This window comes from Streptomyces sp. GQ60, from assembly GCF_059758875.1.
Genome location: NZ_JCAXEG010000009.1, coordinates 55351 through 74428, shown reverse-complemented (window position 1 = coordinate 74428; position 19078 = coordinate 55351). Strand labels below are relative to the sequence as shown.

The 19078-nt window shown below is 73.0% G+C and carries 19 protein-coding genes; 7 read left to right on the top strand and 12 right to left on the bottom strand.

From position 1 onward, the window contains the following. Nucleotides 1–243: 243 nt before the first annotated feature. Entirely contained in the window at nt 244–1902 is a 1659-nt protein-coding gene (locus tag AC6CKD_RS22870) for a glycoside hydrolase family 26 protein (protein ID WP_498329467.1), read from the top strand. A gap of 14 nt (nt 1903–1916) precedes the next feature. On the opposite strand, the gene AC6CKD_RS22865 is transcribed toward AC6CKD_RS22870, so the two are convergent. The 9 genes from AC6CKD_RS22865 to AC6CKD_RS22825 all read right to left on the bottom strand — a co-directional run bounded on the left by AC6CKD_RS22865 (nt 1917) and on the right by AC6CKD_RS22825 (nt 13307). Continuing rightward, a complete protein-coding gene (locus AC6CKD_RS22865; protein WP_498329466.1) occupies nt 1917–3059 on the bottom strand; it encodes a GNAT family N-acetyltransferase in 1143 nt (380 codons plus the stop codon). Beyond that, on the bottom strand, nt 3056–3766 hold the full coding sequence (locus AC6CKD_RS22860; RefSeq protein WP_498329464.1) for a YveK family protein: 711 nt from the start codon (nt 3764–3766) through the stop codon (nt 3056–3058). Before AC6CKD_RS22860 ends, AC6CKD_RS22865 begins: the two co-directional genes overlap by 4 nt. A 68-nt stretch (nt 3767–3834) precedes the next feature. Next, on the bottom strand, nt 3835–5130 hold the full coding sequence (locus tag AC6CKD_RS22855) for a glycosyltransferase (RefSeq protein ID WP_498329462.1): 1296 nt from the start codon (nt 5128–5130) through the stop codon (nt 3835–3837). Continuing rightward, nucleotides 5127–5903: a polysaccharide deacetylase family protein gene (locus AC6CKD_RS22850; RefSeq protein WP_498329460.1), complete on the bottom strand. Its 777-nt coding sequence runs from the start codon at nt 5901–5903 to the stop codon at nt 5127–5129. The genes AC6CKD_RS22855 and AC6CKD_RS22850 overlap by 4 nt, the downstream gene beginning before the upstream one ends. Next, nucleotides 5893–7656 carry a murein biosynthesis integral membrane protein MurJ gene (gene murJ / locus AC6CKD_RS22845; RefSeq protein WP_498329711.1) on the bottom strand — a complete coding sequence of 588 codons (1764 nt, stop codon included), beginning with the start codon at nt 7654–7656 and terminating at the stop codon, nt 5893–5895. Before murJ ends, AC6CKD_RS22850 begins: the two co-directional genes overlap by 11 nt. 158 nt (nt 7657–7814) lie before the next feature. Next, complete coding sequence (locus AC6CKD_RS22840) at nt 7815–9284, bottom strand: O-antigen ligase family protein (RefSeq protein WP_498329458.1); 1470 nt, start codon at nt 9282–9284, stop codon at nt 7815–7817. Between the two features lie 3 nt (nt 9285–9287). Then, the gene (locus tag AC6CKD_RS22835) at nt 9288–10883 is read right to left on the bottom strand and encodes an exopolysaccharide biosynthesis polyprenyl glycosylphosphotransferase (RefSeq protein ID WP_498329457.1); all 1596 of its coding nucleotides are present in this window, start codon (nt 10881–10883) and stop codon (nt 9288–9290) included. Next, nucleotides 10880–12094, bottom strand: a complete 1215-nt coding sequence (locus AC6CKD_RS22830) for a glycosyltransferase (protein WP_498329455.1) — start codon at nt 12092–12094, stop codon at nt 10880–10882. The genes AC6CKD_RS22835 and AC6CKD_RS22830 overlap by 4 nt, the downstream gene beginning before the upstream one ends. 19 nt (nt 12095–12113) lie before the next feature. Continuing rightward, nucleotides 12114–13307 (bottom strand): DUF3344 domain-containing protein, encoded by a 1194-nt coding sequence (locus AC6CKD_RS22825; RefSeq protein ID WP_498329710.1) that lies wholly within the window; start codon nt 13305–13307, stop codon nt 12114–12116. 101 nt (nt 13308–13408) lie between these two features. Here AC6CKD_RS22825 and AC6CKD_RS22820 point away from each other — a divergent pair, with 101 nt between their 5' ends. From AC6CKD_RS22820 to AC6CKD_RS22800, 5 genes are all read left to right on the top strand, one after another. Continuing rightward, nucleotides 13409–13663, top strand: coding sequence for a chaplin (locus AC6CKD_RS22820; RefSeq protein ID WP_498329453.1), 255 nt, complete (start codon nt 13409–13411; stop codon nt 13661–13663). A gap of 117 nt (nt 13664–13780) precedes the next feature. After that, on the top strand, nt 13781–14191 hold the full coding sequence (locus tag AC6CKD_RS22815; RefSeq protein WP_383956745.1) for a rodlin: 411 nt from the start codon (nt 13781–13783) through the stop codon (nt 14189–14191). A gap of 241 nt (nt 14192–14432) precedes the next feature. Beyond that, entirely contained in the window at nt 14433–14666 is a 234-nt protein-coding gene (locus tag AC6CKD_RS22810) for a chaplin (protein ID WP_498329451.1), read from the top strand. A 121-nt stretch (nt 14667–14787) separates the two neighbouring features. Next, complete coding sequence (locus tag AC6CKD_RS22805) at nt 14788–15894, top strand: chaplin (protein ID WP_498329449.1); 1107 nt, start codon at nt 14788–14790, stop codon at nt 15892–15894. A 176-nt stretch (nt 15895–16070) separates the two neighbouring features. After that, the gene (locus AC6CKD_RS22800) at nt 16071–16421 is read left to right on the top strand and encodes a hypothetical protein (protein WP_498329447.1); all 351 of its coding nucleotides are present in this window, start codon (nt 16071–16073) and stop codon (nt 16419–16421) included. A gap of 86 nt (nt 16422–16507) precedes the next feature. Here the strand turns inward: AC6CKD_RS22800 and AC6CKD_RS22795 are convergent, their stop codons facing one another. Together AC6CKD_RS22795 and AC6CKD_RS22790 are read right to left on the bottom strand one after the other, a co-directional pair. Next, a complete protein-coding gene (locus tag AC6CKD_RS22795) occupies nt 16508–16747 on the bottom strand; it encodes a chaplin (RefSeq protein WP_385374205.1) in 240 nt (79 codons plus the stop codon). A 156-nt stretch (nt 16748–16903) separates the two neighbouring features. Next, nucleotides 16904–17464 carry a hypothetical protein gene (locus AC6CKD_RS22790; protein WP_498329445.1) on the bottom strand — a complete coding sequence of 187 codons (561 nt, stop codon included), beginning with the start codon at nt 17462–17464 and terminating at the stop codon, nt 16904–16906. A 283-nt stretch (nt 17465–17747) separates the two neighbouring features. Between AC6CKD_RS22790 and AC6CKD_RS22785 the strand changes: the two genes are divergently transcribed. Further along, nucleotides 17748–18158, top strand: coding sequence for a rodlin (locus tag AC6CKD_RS22785; protein ID WP_498329443.1), 411 nt, complete (start codon nt 17748–17750; stop codon nt 18156–18158). Nucleotides 18159–18301: 143 nt separating this feature from the next. Here AC6CKD_RS22785 and AC6CKD_RS22780 read toward each other — a convergent pair whose 3' ends face one another. Beyond that, nucleotides 18302–18943 (bottom strand): vitamin K epoxide reductase family protein, encoded by a 642-nt coding sequence (locus AC6CKD_RS22780; protein WP_498329440.1) that lies wholly within the window; start codon nt 18941–18943, stop codon nt 18302–18304. Nucleotides 18944–19078 lie beyond the last annotated feature (135 nt).

Here is a 19078-nt window from a genome sequence, read left to right as displayed (position 1 = left end):
AAGGGATCTGACGGCGCCGAGGGTTCCGTGGTGGAACGGATTCCGATCGAGTCTGAGCAGAACTGCGGGCACTTGGCTGGGATGCGCGTGCATGGGAACGGTGTCTTTCACCTAGTCGGACCAAGCGGGGACGGTGCGCACGTGCGAATGGCCTAGGCGGAGGTCACCGGACAGGCCATTCGTCAGATGTGATGCCTAACGTCTCTGGTAAGCACACCGATTCAGGAAAGCTCGGGAGACGCCATGCCCAGACCACGCCGCCGACTGGCGAGCACCTGCATCGGCACGGTGACGGCCGGACTGCTCGCCACCGGGGCCGCCCTCGCGGCCCCCGAGGAAGAGGGCAAGGACTCCGGTACCGCCATGGGCGCCTACCTCGACTACGGGCCGCCCGGCGTGGCCCGCATCCCGTTCCTGTCGAACTGGCTGGGCGGCAAGGAGATCCGGGTCGGGCACACCTATCTGCCCGGCGACCAGTGGGCCGGCATCGAGGGCAACGTCAGTTTCCTCGACGACTGGGCGCAGTGGCGGCGCCAGCGGGACGACCGGCTGTTCGTCCTCAACGTGCCCATGCAGGAGCGGAACGAGGCACGGGTCCCCGACTACCAGGTGGTCCAGCTGATCCGGGCGGGCGCGGACGGCCAGTACGACCGGCACTTCAAGAAGCTCGCCGAACGGCTGGTGGCGCTGGGCGTCCCGGACACGGTGATCGTGCTCGGCTGGGAGATGAACGGCACCACGTACACCCACCGCTGCGGTCCCGATCCGGAGAACTGGAAGGCGTACTGGAAGCGCGTCGTCAACGCGATGCGCTCCGTGCCCGGCCAGAAGTTCAAGTTCGATTTCGCCCCGAACCGCGGCACGGACGCGATCGGCTGGACCAAGTGCTACCCGGGCGACGACGTGGTCGACATCATCGGGATGGATTCGTACGACCAGGCACCCGGCCGGAACTTCGACGAGCAGATCAGCCAGCCGTACGGGCTCCAGCAGCACGTCGATTTCGCGCGAGCACACGGCAAAGAGATCTCGTACCCGGAGTGGGGGCTGTTCCGCAACGGGGACAACCCGGAGTACATGCGGCGCATGCTGCAGTGGATCGAGAAGCAGAAGCCGCTCTACCACACCATCACCGACTACTGCCCGCACGGCGTCTGGCAGTGCAAGCAGAACCCGGCCTCGACGAAGGTCTTCCGCGAGGCGCTGACCCCGAAGCGGCCCGACCCGGTGATCCCGACCCCCGTCGTCCCGACGCCGGTCGTCCCGACTCCGGTCATCCCGACCCCCGTGGTGCCCACGCCGGTCGTCCCGACCCCGCAGGTCCCCACGCCGGAGATCCCGACGCCGGTCGTCACCCCGCCGGTCGTGCTCCCCAGCCCGGAGGTCCCGAGCCCGAGCCCCGTCGAGCCCAGCCCGCTGGTCCCGAGCCCGGTCATTCCGAGCCCGAGCCCCGTCGAGCCCAGCCCGGCCGTCCCCAGCCCGGCCGTCCCCAGCCCGGCGCTCCCGAGCCCGGTCGTCCCGACGCCCTCGCCCGTGGTCCCGAGTCCTGAGGTCCCGGCCGAGCCCAGCCCGGCCGTCCCCAGCCCGCTGGTCCCGAGCCCGGTCGTCCCGGAGGTGCCGAGCCCGAGCGCCAGCCCGAGCGCCAGTCCGAGCCCCAGCCCCAGCCCCGTCGTGCCCAAGCCGGATCCCGAGCTGCCGTCGCCGGTGCCCTCGCCGATCGTCCCGAAGCCGGAGCCGTCCCAGCCGCCCAAGCCGACGACCCCGCCCGTACCGCCCGTCAACAGCACCGAGTGGTGCGTGCCGATCAACTTCGGCGAATGGCTCTCCAAGCTGGTCGGCAAGCAGTCGGTCTGCGTCAAGGTCGACTGGGGCAAGGAGGCCGGCGGCTTCTGGCCCTTCTAGGCGGGGCGTCCGGGTCATCGGACCCGCAGTTCGTTGAGCCGCGCCCGCCAGTCCCTGGCGGCCGGCAGCGCCTCCCGCAGGACGTCCACCGCCCGCTCGCGCCCCGTCACCTGCGACTCGTGCAGTCGCAGCAGGGGTGCGAGCGCGGCCGTCGCCAGCAGGAAGCGCTGGTTGACCACCGTCTGCGGCCGCCAGTGGTTCTTGTACGGTTCGTTGCCGCGCAGGAAGCTCACCACCGGGCGGCCTTCGGCGAGCGCGCGGGTGGTCTCGTAGCGCAGCAGCAGCGTGGCCACGTCGACCTTCCGGTCGCGCAGATCGGGATCGGCGCCGTAGAGGTAGCCGCCGCTGAGCGCGCCCGAGAGCAGGGTGAGGTTGGCGGCCACCACCTTCCCGTCGAGCCGGAACTCGGCCAGCCGCCCCTCCCCGGCGCGCACCATCCGCCGCGTGGCCCGGGTCAGGTGTTCGGCGAAGCGGGGCTTGAGGTGTTCGGGGGTCACCCCGCGGCCGCGCCACTGCTTCTCGTGCAGCCGCAGCAAGGTCCGTACCGCTCGCGGCACTTCCTGCTCGGTGACCTCGTGCTCCTCGATCCCCGCCGCGTCGGTCTTGCGGAGCTTGGCCCGCACCCGCTGGGCGCCGGAGGACGGCATCCGCCTGACCAGCTCGTCGAAGGGCATGGCCGGCAGCTCCATGCAGGTGGAGTCGGCGAGCTTGCTGCCGACCCCGGGCCAGGCCGCGTACACGGCCTCGGCGGCGGCCCCGGGCCGTACCTCGCGCAGGTCGACGACCGCGCCCCGGGCCGCCCGGTGCAGGCCGTTGGCCAGGGCCGGGACGACCTGGTCGGCGTACTCCGCGGCCACGAGCACGTCGAAGTAGTCGGTGATGCCCCCGCCGAGCGGGACGAGCAGCGGCAGCGGCCGGTGTACGAGCATCAGCGCGGCCGCGCCGACCAGCTCCTCCCCCCGCCGCACGAGGACGACGCGGAGCCGGCCTTCCTTGCCGTAGGACAGCCACCAGGAGTGCAGCCAGGCGTGGCTCTGGAACGGAGTGGCGGTGGGACAGCCGCGGGCGAGCCGGTTCCACGGCTCCTCCAGCGCGGCGAACTGCCGGGGATCGCGGCACAGCGTCACCGCCAGGGCCCCGGCGGAGCCCGAGGTCATCGCACCGACTCCTTCTCCTTGGCCGCGGCCGGCTCGCCCTGCGCGGGCAGCGAGGCGTACTCCTCGACGGCCTCCGCGACGGGACCCTGCACCACCTGCGCGGCGGCTCGCTCGTCACGGCGCCGGCCGGCCGGCCGGGCCAGCATCCACAGCCCGCCCAGCAGGCCGCCGGCGCACAGGCCGACCGCCCCGCTGAGGGCGGGGGACGCGGAGGCGGGGTCGCTGGGCGCGACGGCCTGGTTGAAGAGGAGCAGTTGCACGCCGGTGTTCTTGGCGGCCTGGTTGCTGCTCAGCGACAGGGCGTCGGCCACGGCGTTGGCGATGTCCGCGGCCTCGCTCGCGCTCTTCGCGGTGCCGGTGATGGCGATCATCGGGGACTCGGGTGAGGTCTCGGCGCGGACCTGGGCCCGCAGCTTCGCCGCGCCGATGCCCGCGCGGGGCTGGGCGTACGCGAGGGTCGAACTGCTGGTGGCGATGCGGGCGTAGGCCTGGGCGAAGCCGAGGGCGGTGGCGGGCTCGGTGGTGTCGTCGGGGACCGCGACGACGTAGCTCGTGGCGGCGTACTCCGGCGCCTTGAGCACCCCGTACGCCCCGCCGGCGGCGAGCCCCAGCAGCGCGGCGGCGGGCAGCGGCCACCACGCGGGCGGTGGCAGCAGCCGTACCCGGCGGCGGTGGGTGGACTTCTTCGGTTCGGCGGTGTCCGCCATGTGCGTACCTCTTTCCTGGTGGACGGGTGCTTGCTTCGGGGCCCGGTGCGGACCCCTGCGGGCTCGGATCAGCCGATGTCGCCACCGGCGGCGGGCCCCGGCGGGCCGTCGTCGGCGCGGCCACCGGCGGCCACGTCCCGGCCCGCCGGCGTCAAGTCCAGCCCCTCCGGCCTGTGAGGAGCAGGGGTCCGGGGGCCGGTCCCCGGCAACGGCGCCGCACCCCGGGACCCGGCGGGCGGAGCGGCCAGCGCGAGGTCGTACACGTTCAGCAGCTGCGCCGCGCTCCGCGCGATGTCGTAGCGCCGCACCACCCCGGGCGGCGGCAGCCGCCGGGCACCGGCCTCCATGTGCCCCCGCAGCGCCGCGACGAGCTCCTCGCCGCCGGTGCCGATCCGCCGCGCCCCCGGCGCCTGCGCCGCGGGCAGGTCGTCGATCGCCGGGCAGGTGACGTGCAGCACCGGCAGCCCCGCCGCCAGCGCCTCGATCACCGCGAGTCCGAACGCCTCCTCCCGCGAAGGGGACACGAACACGTCCATCGCCGCGAGCAGCGCCGGGATCCCCGGGGTCCGCCCGTCCGCGCTGTCACCCAGCGGGTCCCGCTCCCCCAGGAGGTGGATCCGGCTCTGCGCCCCCAGCTCGGCGGCGAGCCGCCGCAGCGCGGCCCGCTCCGGCCCGTCCCCGGCCAGCAGCAAGTGCGCGCCGGGCAGCGCCGCCACCGCCCGGACCAGGACGTCGAACCGCTTCCCCGGCACCAGCCGGCCGACGCCGCCGACCACGAAGGCCCGCTCGGGCAGGCCGGTCCGGGTCCGGGTGGCCCGCCGTACGCCCTCGTCGAAGCGGAACCGCACGGCTTCGATCCCGTTCGGCACCACGTGCACCCGCCCCGCCGGCACCCCCCAGGCCTCCAGGCGGGCCGCCACCGTGTCCGATACGGCCACGGTCGCGGCGCCCAGCCGCTCACTCGCCAGGTACAGGGCGCGGACCCCGCCCGACAGCGGCCGGCCCTCGATCTCGCCCTCTCCCAGGGAGTGTTCGGTCGCCACGCTCACCCGTACGCCCGCGAGCCGGGCCGCGAGGCGCCCGTAGACGCAGGCCCGGTACAGGTGCGTGTGGACCAGGTCGTAGCGGCCCCGCCGGATGAACTTGGCCAGTTTCGGCACCGCCCCCAGGTCGCGGTTGCCGCGCATGCCGAGATGGACCACTCGGACCCCGTCCGCGCGCAGCCCCTCCGCGACCGGCCCCGGGTTGGTCAGCGTCAGGACGTCGCAGCGCATCGGCATGTGCCGTAGGAGCAGCCGCAGTTGCTGTTCGGCGCCGCCGACGCCGAGTCCCGTGATGACGTGCAGCACCTTCCCGGGGCTCACAGGCGCACCGCCCGGCGCAGCTCCCGCACCTGGTGGCGCACCTGCTTGATCCGCAGGCGCGGCCCGCCGTCGGCCTGGCTGATGTGGGTACGGGGCATCGCGTGGGGGCCCGCGAGGCGGCCGGGGTCGATGGCGCAGGCGTACCCGTACCCGGCGACCCGGGTCGCGGCGACGACCCGCGCGTCGAGGTGCCCGTACGGGTAGCAGAATCCGGCGGGCAGCGTCCCCGTCAGCTCCCGGATCAGCTCGCGGCTGCCGCGCAGCTCCTGCTGCAGTACGTCGTCGGGGGCCGCGGTGAGGTCCTGGTGGAGCAGCCCGTGCGAGCCGATCTCCTGTCCGGCGGCGGCGACTTCGCGGATGCCCTCGGCGGTGAGCAGGGGCTTGCGGGGGCCCAGCGGGTCCCAGACGTTGTCCACGCCGAGCCGCCCGGGCAGGACGAAGAGGGTGGCGGTGCAGTCGTAGCGGCGCAGCAGCGGCAGCGCGCGGGTCAGGAAGTCGGTGTAGCCGTCGTCGAAGGTCAGCCCGACCAGCCCGGCGCCCCGCCCGGCGGCGCGGGCCCGCAGCAGCTCGCCGACGGACACCCCGCGCAGTCCCCGGGAGCGCAGCCACAGCAGCTGGGCCTCCAGCGCGTGCGGGGTGACGGTGATGCCGTACGGGTCCTCCGCGGGATCGGTGAACTCGGCGACGGAGTGGTACATCAGGACCCACGGCGTGCCGGTGCGGCGGCCGGCGGAGGCCGCGGCGGGGCGCGCCGTTTCGGTGTCAGCGGACATTGCGGAACCTCTGGGTGAGCTGGGAGGTGAGGTGAGCGGTGAGCTGGGCGAGCTGGCCCGGCAGGGCGGTGACCTCCAGGGCCCGTATGGCCATGCCGGTGGCTCCGAACATGGCCGGGACCAGCAGGCAGCCGAGGGCGGCGCTGACCAGCGGGTCGGGGATCATCGGCCCGGCGATCCAGCCGGTGGCGCAGGCGGCGAGGGCCGCGACGGAGAGCCGGCCGATGCTGACGGCGACCCGGCGGACCTGGATGGCGATGATCCGCGAGCCGAGGCCGGTGAGCAGCAGCACTGCGGTGGTGGAGATGCCCGCGGCGTTGGCGGCGGCGATCCCGTAGGTGCCCCACCAGCCGACGGCGAAGGCTCCGGCGACGATGTTGACGAGGAGCCCGGCGCCCATGGCGAGGGCCGGGAACCAGATGGGCCGGGCGGTGGAGAAGAAGGGCCGCGATAGCGCCCCGACGAGGCAGTGGCCGAGCAGGCCGAGGCCGTAGACCCGCATGACGGAGGCGGTGGCCCGGGTGTCGGCGTGGGTGAACGCTCCGCGTTCGAAGAGGACTTGGATGATCTGGGGCGCGTACCCGATGACGAGTGCGGCGCCCATGAGCACGGCGAGCGAGGCGAGCGCGAGGTCCCGCTCGACGCGCCGGCGGGCCTTGTCCCGTTCGCCGCCGGCCATGGCCTGGGCGACGACGGGGAAGGTGACGGTGCAGATCATCAGGGAGAGCACCATCGGCATCTGCGCGACTTTTTGGGCGTAGTTGAGGTGCGAGATGGCGCCGGGCGGCAGCCCGGCGGCGAGGAACCGCTCGACCAGCACCTGGGACTGCCGGAACACGGCGAAGAAGATGACCGGGGCAATGACCCCGAAGGCGATCAGGGTCGGCCGGTCCCGGTCGCGCTGGCTGCGCGGGGCGCCCTTGGCCCGGGTCGGCCCGAAGCCCACGTTGCGGATGAAGGCGGGCAGTTGGACCAGGACCATCAGGACCCCGCCCGCGGCGACGCCGGCGGCGGCGGCGCGCACCCCCCACAGGGAGTGCAGGGCGACCATGGTCCCGATGATGCCGACGTTGTACGACACGTAGATGGCGGCGGGCGGAACGAAGGAGCGGTGTGCCCTGAGGGCGGCGCTGAAGTAACCGGCGATCCCGAAGGACAGCACGCTCAGGGCGGTCAGCCGCGTGCATTCGACGGCGAGCCCGGGGTCGGGCAGCCCCGGCGCGAGCACGCCCACCACGAGGGGCGCGGCGACGATGAGCACGGACGCGACGGCGGCCAGGAGCACCAGCAGCCGGGGCAGCGTGGCCCCGACGAGCAGCCGTACGGGATCCTGCGCGCGGGCCTCCCGGCGGGTGAGCCCGGCCCTGCTGGCGGCCCGGCGGGCCAGGGCGTGGCTGAACGCGGGCACCATCAGCAGGGCCATGGCGTCCTCGATGAGCAGCGTCGAGGCCATCTCGGGGACGGTCCAGGCGATGAGGAAGGCGTCGCTGTCGTGCCCGGCTCCGAAGAGGTGCGCGATGGTCTGGTCGCGGACCAGCCCGAACACCGCCCCGGCGGCGGTCAGCCCGGCCGTCACGGCAGCCGCCTTGGCCAGCGCGCCCCCGATCCCCGAACGGGCCCCGTCGGGACCCGGAGCGCCAGCGCCCCGGTCGGGTCCGGGGCCGGGGCGGCCGGTCGCCGTCACACTGCCCGCTCCGGCGTCGCCGGCCGGGACGGGAACGCCCGCGTGCGCGGCGCCGCGTCCGACGGACAGCGGCCCGCCCGACGCGGCCACGCGGCTCGCGGTCTCGGCCGGGCCCGCGGAGGACGCGGCGGGGGCCGCGGGGGGTACGGACAGGTTCGGTGGACGGCCCGCAGCCGCGGCGACCTCGGTCGCCGCGGCTGCGGGCCGCCGCCAGGGCGTCGTGTCCGTCACCGGCCGGCCGCACCCTCAGGGGCCACGGCCACGGCAGCCGGAGCCGGCCCGCGCCCGGCGGCCGCCGCAACGACCCGGCCCCGCCGACCCGCACGACCGTCGGCGGCACCCGCACGACGGCCGGATGCGAGCTCGCCCGTCCCGCCCCCGGAGGGGAGCGCCCACCAGGCCGCCAGGCCGATGATCACTCCGGTCAGGACGGTCGACGGGCCCCCGATGTCCGCGTAGAGGAAGTCGGTGAGCTGCCACACGAGCAGGCCGATCGCGACCAGTCCGCAGTCCCGCACCGCGGAGGGGCCGGACAGGCACCTCCGCAGGCCCGCCACCAGCAGGGCCAGCCAGCCGCCCGCCAGGGCGATCAGCCCGATCAGCCCCTGCTCGCTCAGCACCAGCAGGTACATGTTGTGCGGGGACAGCAGCGGCTGGCGGATGTACCCCTGTCCCGCGCCCGCGGTGTCGCTGCCGGAGGACAGCGCCAGCCCGGAGTGCGAGTCCCGGTTGGCCGGGAAGCCCTTCAGCCCCACTCCCACCGCCGGCCGCTCGCGCCACATCGACCCGGCCGCGGCCCACATCGTGTACCGGTCGGTCACCGACTGGTCGGGGGCGTCGGACACCTGTGTGATCGAGGTCAGCCGCTCCGCGACCATGGCGGAGCCGACGCCGAACCCGCCCACGAGCACCACCCCGGCGGCGGCCAGCGCGAGCAGCACCTTCAGCGCCCGCCGGATCCCGGCCAGGGCCATCACCAGCCCGGCCGCGGCGAAGGTCGCGATCCACGCGCCCCGGCTGAAGGACAGCACCAGCGGGAGGACCAGGACCAGCGCCGCCGCGCCCGAGGCCCGCCGGGCCCGGGCCGGCAGCCCCGGCGCGAGCGCGCCGGCCGTCGCGACGACCAGGCCGTAGGCCACGACCGTGGCCATGCCCATGACGTCCCCGGGTCCGAAGGTGCCCACGGCGCGGATGTCCTCGCCCTGGTACGAGGCCCCGGTGTGGGTGGCGAACTGCACCACGCCCACCGCCCCCTGGACCAGCGCCAGCACCACGAAGCACCCCGCGGCCAGGCGGAACTCCGAGGCGCCGCGCACCAGCAGCACGATCGCCGCCGGCACCAGCACGAACACCTGGAGGTAGCGCACGAACCCGGGCAGGGCCGCGTACGGGTCCCCCGCGGTCACCGTCGAGACGGCGAGCCCGACGGCCGGCAGGCCGAGGACGAACACGCCCAGCGGGCTCAGCGGCCGGACCCGCCCCCGAAGGGCCTGGATCCCGCAGACGAACACGAGCAGCAGCGAGGCGGCGTCGGCCGGACCGACCTTCCCCGAGGCGGTGGCGTCACCCGCCGGCACGGGGACCAGCAGGGCCAGTACGGTCGCGGCGAGCGGCAGCAGCGGCCAGTGCCGGCGCAGCAGATCGGCGGGGTCCGGGCAGGACCATGACCTCGGTGACGTCGGTGCGGCAAGGCTCATGCTTTAGCTGCCCCCCAGCCGGAAGCGGAAGAAGGAGGCCGCGGTGCGGGCCAGGATCCACAGGTCCTGCCACAGCGACCAGGTGTCGATGTAGTGGTTGTCGAAGCGGGCCCGGTCCTCGATGGAGGTGTCTCCGCGCAGCCCGTTGATCTGAGCGAGGCCGGTGATGCCGACCGGCATCCGGTGCCGGGCCTCGTACCCGGGGTGCACGCTGCTGAACTTGGCTACGAAGAAGGGCCGTTCGGGGCGCGGACCGACCAGGCTCATGTCACCCCGGACGACGTTCCACAGCTGCGGCAGCTCGTCCAGCGAGGACTTGCGCAGGAAGGAGCCGATCGGGCTCATCCGGCAGTCGCCGGCCACCGTCCAGCGGGTGGCGGACTCGTGCGCGTCGGCGCGCAGGGTGCGGAACTTCAGCAGGGTGAAGGGGCGTCCGTACAGGCCGACCCGCTCCTGCCGGAAGATCACCCCGGGCCCGTCCGAGACCCGTACGGCCAGCGCGCAGGCGCCCATCACGGGCGCGGCGGCGAGCAGTGCGATCGCGGCGAGCGAGGAGTCGATGACGCGCTTGACGTACCGCTCCACCGGCCGGGCCGGACGGGGCAGCAGCGGCTGGACGGCGTACCCCCAGAGCTGGTCGGCGGGCTGCGCGACGCGCATCCCGGTGACCTTGGCGGTGCCCGCCGGGTCGGCGAGCCAGAGCCGGCAGCCGTGGTCGTGGAAGAGCCGGACCAGGGAGGCGGTGCGTTCGTCGGCCTCGGGCGGGCGGGTGAAGACGGCGTGCCGGACGGAGTTCTGGATGACGGCCCGCCGGATGTCCTCGTGGGTGGCCAGTACGGGAACTCCCGTCGCCCCCTCCTCGGCGGGCCCGGTGTCCGCGAGCCCGACGGGACGCAGTCCGTACTCGGGGCGCCCGTGCAGGGCGGCGGCGACCGCGCTCGCCCCGGCGCCGGGGCCGACGACCAGGGCGGAGGCGGGGCGGCGGGCACGGGTGCGGCGGCGGAGCTGGTTGACGAATCCGCGCCCCGCGCACGCCAGGACGACCTGGACGCAGACGGCGCCGAGCAGCGCGCTCCAGCCCAGGGCGTCGCCCGGGGCGATGGCGGCCAGCACGGCCGCGGCCCCGCACCACAGGGCGGCGGCCCGCCCGGCGAGCGCGGGCAGTTCGAGCAGCGCGGACGGGGCGAGCCGCGGCCGGTAGAGCCCGGCCTGCGCGTGCAGCGCGGCCAGGGCCGGTGCGAGCAGCCCGGCCGCCCCGAGGGGCAGCTCCGCTCCGGGCAGCGCCGCGACCGTCGCCGCGGCGGCGAACGCGTCGACGGCCAGCAGCGGAGCGATCCCGTCCCGGCGGCGCACCCGCCGCGGCCGTACGGTGGCCCGGGCGCGGTCGGCCTTGGGGCCGCGCGGGGGGTGGATGGCGGTCACGGAGCGGCGGACGGCGGAGACGCCGGCGCCGGAGGCCGTGCTGGTGGCCGTACTCGTCGCGCCGGATCCGCCGGTGGTGCTCGTGGTCGCGGTCGTGCCGCTGGTACCGGTGATGCCGCCGGCGGGCCCCGTACCGCCCGGCCCGGTGTGCCGGGCGGGCGCGCTGTCCATCGTCATCGGCTGATGCGCTCCTGGTTCAAGGGCCGGGGCCTGCCCAGCAGTTCGTGATACAGACCGGTGACCGCGTCCGTGGTGCGCCGCACGTCGAATTCCATCCGCGCGTGCCGCTCGGCCTGCTCCCCGAGTTCGGCGAGCAGCCGCGGCTCGGCGAGCAGCCCGCCCAGGGCCTTGGCCAGCGCCGTCGGGTCCTCCGGTTCCACCAGGCACAGCCGTCCCTGGCCGGGCGGGAGGCTCTCCCGGGCACCGCTGACGTCGGAGACCAGGACCGGGCGGCCACAGGCCATGGCTTCGAGCGGGGCGAGCGCCATGCCTTCCCACCGCGACGGCAGTACAACGAGATCGGCGGCCCGAAGCCACGGCCGGATGTCGAAGGCGGCCCCCGCGAAGTGGACCGAGGGCGGGGCCCCGCGGCGCAGCCGTTCCACGTCGGGGCCGTCGCCGACCAGCACGAGACGGGCCCCGGGAACGGCTCCGAGCAGCTCCGGCCAGGCCCGCAGCAGGACGTCCTGTCCCTTCTGCTGGCAGATCCGGCCGACGCAGACGGCGAGCGGCCCGTCGCCCTGGAAGGCGGCGGGGAGCGGCAGTTCGGCGCGCGCCCGGGCCTTGTCCTGGACCGGGTCCGGGCCGCCGGGGCGGAAGTGGCGGAGGTCGACGCCGTTGCGGATCACCGCCCAGCGGGCGGCGATCCCCTCGGACTCGCCGGTCCGCCGCTCGGCCTCGCTGACACAGAGCACCCGGTCGGCCCAACGGGCCCCGAAGCGCTCCCAGCGGAGCGCGAGGGCGGCGGTGGCGCCGCCCACGGCGTCGAAGGACCAGGCGTGCGGCTGGAAGACGGTCGGGACGGCCCCGCGCACGGCGAGCCGCCCGGCCAGTCCGGCCTTGGCGCTGTGCGCGTGCAGGATGTCGGGCCGGACCCGCCCGATCAGGCGGCGCGCGCCGAGCACTTCGGCGGCCAGGCCCGGTCCGGGGGCCCGCCCGGCACGCCAGGTGAGCACCTCGGCCCCGGCCTCGCGGGCGGCGTCCGCGAGCTGTCCGCCGCGCGGGCAGCCCACGAAGGTCCGCAGGCCGGCCGCGGACTGGGCGCGTACGAGGTCGACGACGACCCGGGCGACCCCGCCCTCGACCGGCTGGACGAGGTGGAGGACGACGGGAGGCCGGGAAGGGGACGAAGAAGGAGAGGGAGAGGGAGGAGAAGGTTGCGTCGGCACGTGGAGTGGTCTCCTGCGTTCAGCGGCGCGCGTCTGTCTGAACGAAGAGCACACCGAGAAAATGACCCTGGTTTTCGCCCGTGAACCCGAAGGTCAGGCTGCGGGCGCCACCGGACAGGGCGGGGCTCAGATCGAACACGTCCGCGTCATATCCGAGGTTATTCATATGTTCGGGCTGTCGCACGAACGAGTGATGTCCGAATTCCGTGATCGTGGAATTCATAACATCATTAAAAGGATTTTCTCCATCACTGAGACTGACCCGGCGACCGCTGTCGGCTGTCACCGTGAGTGAATCCCCGAGCGTCCCGCGGTCCCCGTCGTACGCGACGACCCCGACCCGCCCCCGCGCGCCCGGCGCCGCGTCCAGACCGGTGAGGTCCACGGTCCCGTCGCCGGCCCCCGCGGCCAGCCCTTCGAAGCCGTCCCAGATCGCGACCCTGCGCACCGGCTCCTGCGGGTGCTCGTAGGCCACCACCAGCGTCCAGCCGCCCCAGGCGCCCATGTCCGAGTGCCCCATGGCGATGTTCAGCTGGGCCACCGTCCACATCCCGGCGCCGCCCTTGCGTACCAGCGGGGTCACGTCGGCGGAGGCCTGGTAGGCATCGCCGGCCGCGTCGCTGCGGTGCCCGATCACCGTGTCGGCCAGCACTTCCTTGTACGCGCCGCCGGGCTCGGCGACGAGCACGCGGCCGTTGTCCTCCGGCGGCTTCTGCTCGCCGACCCGCAGGTTCCCGCCCCAGTACAGCCGGGCGTACGAGACCTTCGCGCCCGCCGGGACCTTGAGCTCGGCCCGGGTGGAGTTGTAGGTGTCCGGGTCCTTGTCGACCTCGTCGTAGAACATCTCGTAGTCGCCGTTGGTCCCGGCCGCGCCCTTGTTGACCGCGGCGCACGGCTCGGCCTGTTCGGCCTCCACCGTGCGGCAGCCGATGGACGAGTTGGAGGCGCGGACCAGCCCGCCGTGCTGCACGGCCTGGTAGCGCTGGGTGAACGGAACCCGGGGCGCCTCCTTGACCAGCGGAGCCCGCGCGCCCGGCGGGGCGACGGCACCGGCAGCCGCACCGGCGGCGGGGACGTTCACCGAAAGCGTGAGGCAGGACAGCAGACCGAGCGTGCCGAGGATTCTGCGGGAGGAACCCATGACCCTGTCTCCATTTTCGATCAAGGGGACAAAACAGGAGTGAACTTTGTCAGAAGTCAGGAGGGAAATCACGCCGGACTCGCTCATACGGCCTTTTGGGCGATAACACGCACCCTGAAGACGGGCGGGTCGTTATGAGTTGCACCATTGTTCGAACCGAAAGGAAAACGGAGATGAAGAAGAGGCTGGTGCGCGGCACCACCCTGGCGGTCGCGAGCACCGCGCTGCTGGTGGGCGGCGCGGGCCTCGCCTCCGCGCACGGCGGCGACGGCGCGACGGCGAACGGCTTCACCGGCGAGTCCCCCGGCGTCCTGAGCGGCAACCTGCTCCAGGTTCCGGTCCACGTGCCGGTGAACGCCTGCGGCAACACCGTGAACGTGATCGCCCTGCTGAACCCCGCGTTCGGCAACGCCTGCGTCAACGCCTGACGTCAACCGTGCCGCCCGAAACGTCGGCATCCGAGTGAAGACACGCAACCCGAACCGCGGTTGCGCCGTTGATCCCAGTGCTTGAGTACCGGGCAATCCTGCAAAAAAGGGACCATCATGATCAAGAAGTTTGCGGCCGGCGCAGCGGTTGCCGCCTCGTTCGTCGGTCTGGGTGCCGCCATGGCCCCGCAGGCCATGGCCATCGGCAACGACCACGGCATCAACACCGTGAACGGCAACGGGGCCTCGCAGATCTACGGCAACCAGGCCACGTACGGCAACATGAGCCCGCAGATGGCGCTCATCCAGGGCTCGTTCAACAAGCCCTGCATCGCCCTGCCCGCCAAGGCCAACGTCCAGTCCGTCCTGGCCCTGGTCAACGTCGGCGTCCAGGACATCCCCGTCCTGTCCAGCCCGCAGAACCAGCAGTGCACCGAGAACTCGACCCAGGCCAAGGGCGACGAGGCTCTCTCGCACATCCTCAGCAACATCCCGGTCCTGTCCGGCAACGGCTCCGCCGGCAGCTGACAGCGCCGCGCCAGCTGACACAGCACCGCGCCAGTGGGGCCGTCGCACCTTCGGGTCGCGGCGGCCCCGCCGCATGTCGGGACCCGAATAAAGGCTCGGAAAAATCCGGCCCCAATTCAGGACGCACGAGCATCTGAGTGAATTGGCCGGAGGTACACAAAAATCCCCGGTTTCTTTTCCCGGATCCACTCGTTGTTATTTCTGCAGCGGATAGACCTCTGCGGGAAGGAAACGAAAACAAATGACGTACAAGAAGGCAGTGGTGCTGGCCGCCGGCGTTCTCATGGCAGCCGGTGCCGCCTCCCCCGCCATGGCCGACGCGGGTGCCGAGGGTGCGGCCGCGCACTCCCCGGGTGTCCTGTCCGGCAACCTGCTCCAGGTCCCGGTCCACGTGCCGGTCAACGTCTGCGGCAACACCGTCAACGTGATCGCGCTGCTGAACCCCGCGTTCGGCAACACCTGCGTCAACGCCTGACGAAGCGCCTGTGCCCGTAAGGGCAGACCTCCTCGGGGTGGCCTCGGAGTGCACGGCGGTGCACTCCGAGGCCACCTTCGATTCAGCACCGGCCGCTGAGCCGGTAGACAGGGAAGGACCCATGCGACAGGTACTGAGCCGACAGGTACTGGGCAAGGGGGTGCTCACCGCGGCCGCCGCGTCGAGTCTGCTGTCGATCGCGACCGGCGCGGCCTACGCGCAGCCCGGGGCGATGGCCGAGGCCTCGCATTCGCCGGGCGTGCTGGCCGGCAACAGCGTCTCGGTACCGATCACCTTCACGCCGAACGTGTGCGGCAACACGGTGGACGCCGGAGCGGGCCTCAACCCCGCCATGGGCAACAACTGCGCCACCACGACCGGCTCCGACTCCGGGTCCGACTACGAGCACTACCTGAGCCCGCAGCAGGCGGAGCAGGTCCGCCGCTACGTGGACCAGGAGCCCCGGCAGGACCGGCACGAGGAGCACGAGGACCGGCACGAGCAGGGCGGCTACGGAGACCGCGGACCCGAGCAGCAGGGCGGCCACGGAGACTCCGGCGAGGAGGAGTGCGACGACCACCCCGCCCCGGAGAAGCCCGAGCCGCGGCCGCAGCACGAGCCGAAGCCGCACGCCGAGCAGCCGCCGGCGCCGGAACCGCATCACGCGCCCCCCGCGCCGAAGCCGCTCCCCGCGCCCGAGGCGGAGCACCCGGCGCCCGCTCCGGAGCCCGCACCCGTGGAGCAGGCCCCCGCGCCGCAGCCGGAGCCCGTACCGGCACCGGTGGAGGAGGCCCCGAAGCCGCTTCCGGCGCCGGCCCCCGCGCCCGTAGAGGAGGAGGCTCCGCACACGCTTCCCGCTCCGGCGCCCGCACCTCCCGCACACGCTCCGGTCGAGCAGGCTCCCGCGCCGATGCCTCCGCGCGGCAGCCAGGTCGTGGAGCACCCGGCCCCGGTAGTGCCTCCGGCCGACCAGCCCCCGGCGGGCCCCGCCGGTGACCTGCCCGTCCAGCTTCCCCCGGCACCGGCGCCCGCCCCGGCACCCGTTCCGGGCCCGGTTCCCGCGCCCGCGCCGGCCCCCGAAGCCGTTCCCGTCGCGTCGGTCCCCGCGGCCCCCGTACGGGAACTGGCCGCGACCGGTGCCGGACAGCCCGGCGCCGCGGCGGCCCTGGCCTCGGCCCTGATCCTGGGCGGCGCCATTCTGTACCGCAGGTCGCGTTCCGCGGCCTGACGGCAATACCGGTAATCAGAAGAAATGTCGGCCGGAGAGTCCCTTGTCGGATTCTCCGGCCGTCGCCGTGTTCGGTTCCGCGTTTCCGCTGCGCCGGGGAATCGTTAACCACGTCGAAAGTGGCGCGACGGTCGCCACCGGTCACCACTGGTCACCACTGGAAAAGGATTTTGACAATGAAGCTCTCGAAGGTCGCCGCAGTCGTCGTCGGCTCCGTCGCCGCCCTCGGCGCCACCTCCCCCGCCTTCGCCGCCACCGAGGCGCCGGCCGTCCCCATGAGCCTGACGAGCGGGCTGACGGCGGTCACCGACTCGGTGAACCCCGTATCGGCGGCGCTGCCGCAGACCGTGGGCAACGGACTGGCCGAGCAGGGCGAGAGCGTCGAGAAGGTCGTGACCACCGTCCAGGAGGTCAACAAGGTCCGCAACAATGCTCCGGCCGAGGTGATGCACCTCGCCAACGGGGCCACCCAGGCCTCGCCGCTGCTCGGCGGAGTGAAGCTCAACGGCGGGGGCCCCAAGCACTGACGGGGCCGTCCCGTTCTGCTGCCGACACGACTGTGGGCGCCACCGGCGATGCCGGTGGCGCCCACAGTCAGTTGATGCGCCGAACGTCAGTCGTTGACGCAGACGTTGCCGAACGCCGGGTTCAGCGCGCCGATCACGTTCACGGAGTTGCCGCAGACGTTGACCGGAATGTGGACCGGGACCTGCGCCAGGTTGCCCGAGAGGACACCGGGGGAACCCACGGCCGCACCCTCGGCCTTCGAGTCGGCCATTGCGGAGCCGGCGGCACCGGCCGCGGCGAGACCAGCGGTGGCCAGGACCAGGGCGGCCTTCTTGGCAGTGTTCATGGGAAGTGCACCTTCTCTTCGATGTTCTGCCCCGATTCCGAGGCTCACATCGAGCGAAACGGTCCACCTTCCCAGACGACACGGTTCCGCACGCGATCAGACCTGTTCAGCCTATTAGTCGTAACCGCGTGCGGGTCCGCGTACGGATCCGGGTCCCTAGGGGAGGAACTCGGCGAACGACGGGTTCTCCGGGACGACGCCCGTAGGCGTCCCGGGTGCCGTCGGCACCCCGGGTACCCCGGGTACCGCCGGCACGGCGGGCGCCGCGCCCGCAGGCGGGGCCGCGGGATCGGAGACCGGGAGCGCCGGGACAGCGGGGACCTCGGGGATCGGGAGGTCGGGGACCGGGAGGTCCGGGATCTCCGGAAGCGCCGGGACCGGCAGGTCGGGGATCCCCGGGATCGCGGGAAGCGCGGGGATCTGCGGCAGGGAGGGGAGCGCGGGCAGTTTGATCTCGGGGATCTTGATCCCCGGGAGCAGGGTGCCCAGGCTCTTGGTCAGGTCCGCCAGGATCTTGGAGACCGCGGCGAGGGCGTCTTCGACGGGACCCGCCGCCGCCACCCTCTCGTTGATCTCCTCCTGGGCGGCCGCCACTCGCTTCTCGGCGGCACCCGCACCGTCCGCGGCGGCCGCGGGGGCTGCCGCGCCCGTGAGTATGACGACCGCCAGGGCCGACGGGACGAGGACGCGGATGCGGGAGGCCTTGGTGCGGTACATGGATGTTCCTTCTGGTGGTCGTCGCTCAGAAGCGGACCCGAGCGATCCGCCTCCTTACCCACCGTGCGAACGGGTTCTACGGAGCGCAACAGGAGCACGCGCCCCCGCACCCCTCTGCGGGGTGCGTACGGGCTTCGCGCACACGTCCGGGGGCGGCTCACCCCACCCGGGGAAAACCTGCCGCCCCGCAGGCCGTTTGAGTGAAGCAGCGGAACCAACCCTCCGGAAGAGCAGTTGATCAGGGCGCTCCACTAGCGGGCACTCGTGCGACAAAAGGATCAAGATGCTCAAGAAGATCATGACTGCTGCCGCGGTCACCGCCGCCGCCGTCGGCGCGGGCGCTGCTGCTGCCGCCCCCGCCATGGCGATCGGCAACGACAACGGGATCAACACCGTCAACGGGAACGGTGCCGTGCAGGCCTACGGCAACCAGAAGACCCACGGTGACATGAGCCCGCAGCTCGGCGTCGTCCAGGGCACCCTGAACAAGCCCTGCATCGGTCTGCCGGCCAAGATCAACGCCCAGTCCCTGGTCGCCCTGGTCAACGTCGGCGTCCAGGACATCAACGTCCTGTCCAACCCGCAGAACCAGCAGTGCACCGAGAACTCCACCCAGGCCAAGGGCGACGAGCCGCTCTCGCACATCCTCAGCAACATCCCGATCCTCTCGGGCAACGCCTCCGCCGGCAGCTGATCTCCGCTCCCGATCTACGGTCCGGGACCCCGTGGTCCACATACACGGCGCCCGTGGAGCGATGCGTTCGAAGACGCGGTGTGAAGTGACGAGGGCCCCGGCAGCTTCCAGCTGCCGGGGCCCTCGCATGTCGTCCGGCCTCCTCAGGAGGTCCAGAAATCCCACCATCGGGTGAGGATCAACATCCCGATCACGCCCGTGTGCAGGACGGGCGGGGCCCAGCCGAAGTCGGCGAAGAAGTTCCGCACCGGTGCGGGCGCGGGGAGGATCCCCGTCCGGACGGTGTGCGCGGTGACCGCCCAGAACATCAGCAGGGTGGCCAGCCAGGTCAGGCAGCACCACAGGCAGAGCGCGTTGATCTCGTAGAGCGACTGGACCATGAGCCAGGAGCAGAATCCGACGCCGAAGAGCATTCCGGCGTTGAGTCCCAGCCAGAACCAGCCGCGGTGGCGGGCCCCGGCCAGCAGGCCGGCGCCGACGCACACGACCGCCCCGTAAGCGACCAGCCCCAGCATCGGGTTGGGGAATCCGAAGGCCGCCGCCTGCTCGCTCTTCATGACGCTGCCGCAGGAGACCACCGGGTTGAGACTGCACGCGGGCTTGAAGTCCGGGTTCTCCAGCAGCAGGAACTTGTCCAGGGTGATGACCCAGGCGGCCAGCACCCCGGCGGCTCCGGTGAGCAGCAGGAGCCAGGCCAGCGCGCGGGGAGCCGCGATCGGTTCTTCGTCGTTGCGATTGTGGGGCCGGCCCTGCTGGCGGGGGACGCCCACGGTATTTGTTGCCATACGGTCATGCTCCCCCCCTTGTGCCCGCTATCAGGCCCAACCATGCTCATTGACATGGAGGTTGACCTGAAGGGGTGGCTGGAACCCCTGGCGCTTCCCGGACGTTTTACCGAACCCCGGACGTGATGTCAGACC

Excerpts from the sequence above, each read along its gene's own strand:
- AC6CKD_RS22870 (WP_498329467.1), top strand. The coding sequence starts at position 244 with ATGCCCAGACCACGCCGCCGACTGGCGAGCACCTGCATCGGCACGGTG.
- AC6CKD_RS22865 (WP_498329466.1), bottom strand. The coding sequence starts at position 3,059 with ATGACCTCGGGCTCCGCCGGGGCCCTGGCGGTGACGCTGTGCCGCGAT.
- AC6CKD_RS22860 (WP_498329464.1), bottom strand. The coding sequence starts at position 3,766 with ATGGCGGACACCGCCGAACCGAAGAAGTCCACCCACCGCCGCCGGGTA.
- AC6CKD_RS22850 (WP_498329460.1), bottom strand. The coding sequence starts at position 5,903 with ATGTCCGCTGACACCGAAACGGCGCGCCCCGCCGCGGCCTCCGCCGGC.
- AC6CKD_RS22840 (WP_498329458.1), bottom strand. The coding sequence starts at position 9,284 with ATGAGCCTTGCCGCACCGACGTCACCGAGGTCATGGTCCTGCCCGGAC.
- AC6CKD_RS22835 (WP_498329457.1), bottom strand. The coding sequence starts at position 10,883 with ATGACGATGGACAGCGCGCCCGCCCGGCACACCGGGCCGGGCGGTACG.
- AC6CKD_RS22820 (WP_498329453.1), top strand. The coding sequence starts at position 13,409 with ATGAAGAAGAGGCTGGTGCGCGGCACCACCCTGGCGGTCGCGAGCACC.
- AC6CKD_RS22815 (WP_383956745.1), top strand. The coding sequence starts at position 13,781 with ATGATCAAGAAGTTTGCGGCCGGCGCAGCGGTTGCCGCCTCGTTCGTC.
- AC6CKD_RS22810 (WP_498329451.1), top strand. The coding sequence starts at position 14,433 with ATGACGTACAAGAAGGCAGTGGTGCTGGCCGCCGGCGTTCTCATGGCA.
- AC6CKD_RS22805 (WP_498329449.1), top strand. The coding sequence starts at position 14,788 with ATGCGACAGGTACTGAGCCGACAGGTACTGGGCAAGGGGGTGCTCACC.
- AC6CKD_RS22800 (WP_498329447.1), top strand. The coding sequence starts at position 16,071 with ATGAAGCTCTCGAAGGTCGCCGCAGTCGTCGTCGGCTCCGTCGCCGCC.
- AC6CKD_RS22795 (WP_385374205.1), bottom strand. The coding sequence starts at position 16,747 with ATGAACACTGCCAAGAAGGCCGCCCTGGTCCTGGCCACCGCTGGTCTC.
- AC6CKD_RS22790 (WP_498329445.1), bottom strand. The coding sequence starts at position 17,464 with ATGTACCGCACCAAGGCCTCCCGCATCCGCGTCCTCGTCCCGTCGGCC.
- AC6CKD_RS22785 (WP_498329443.1), top strand. The coding sequence starts at position 17,748 with ATGCTCAAGAAGATCATGACTGCTGCCGCGGTCACCGCCGCCGCCGTC.
- AC6CKD_RS22780 (WP_498329440.1), bottom strand. The coding sequence starts at position 18,943 with ATGGCAACAAATACCGTGGGCGTCCCCCGCCAGCAGGGCCGGCCCCAC.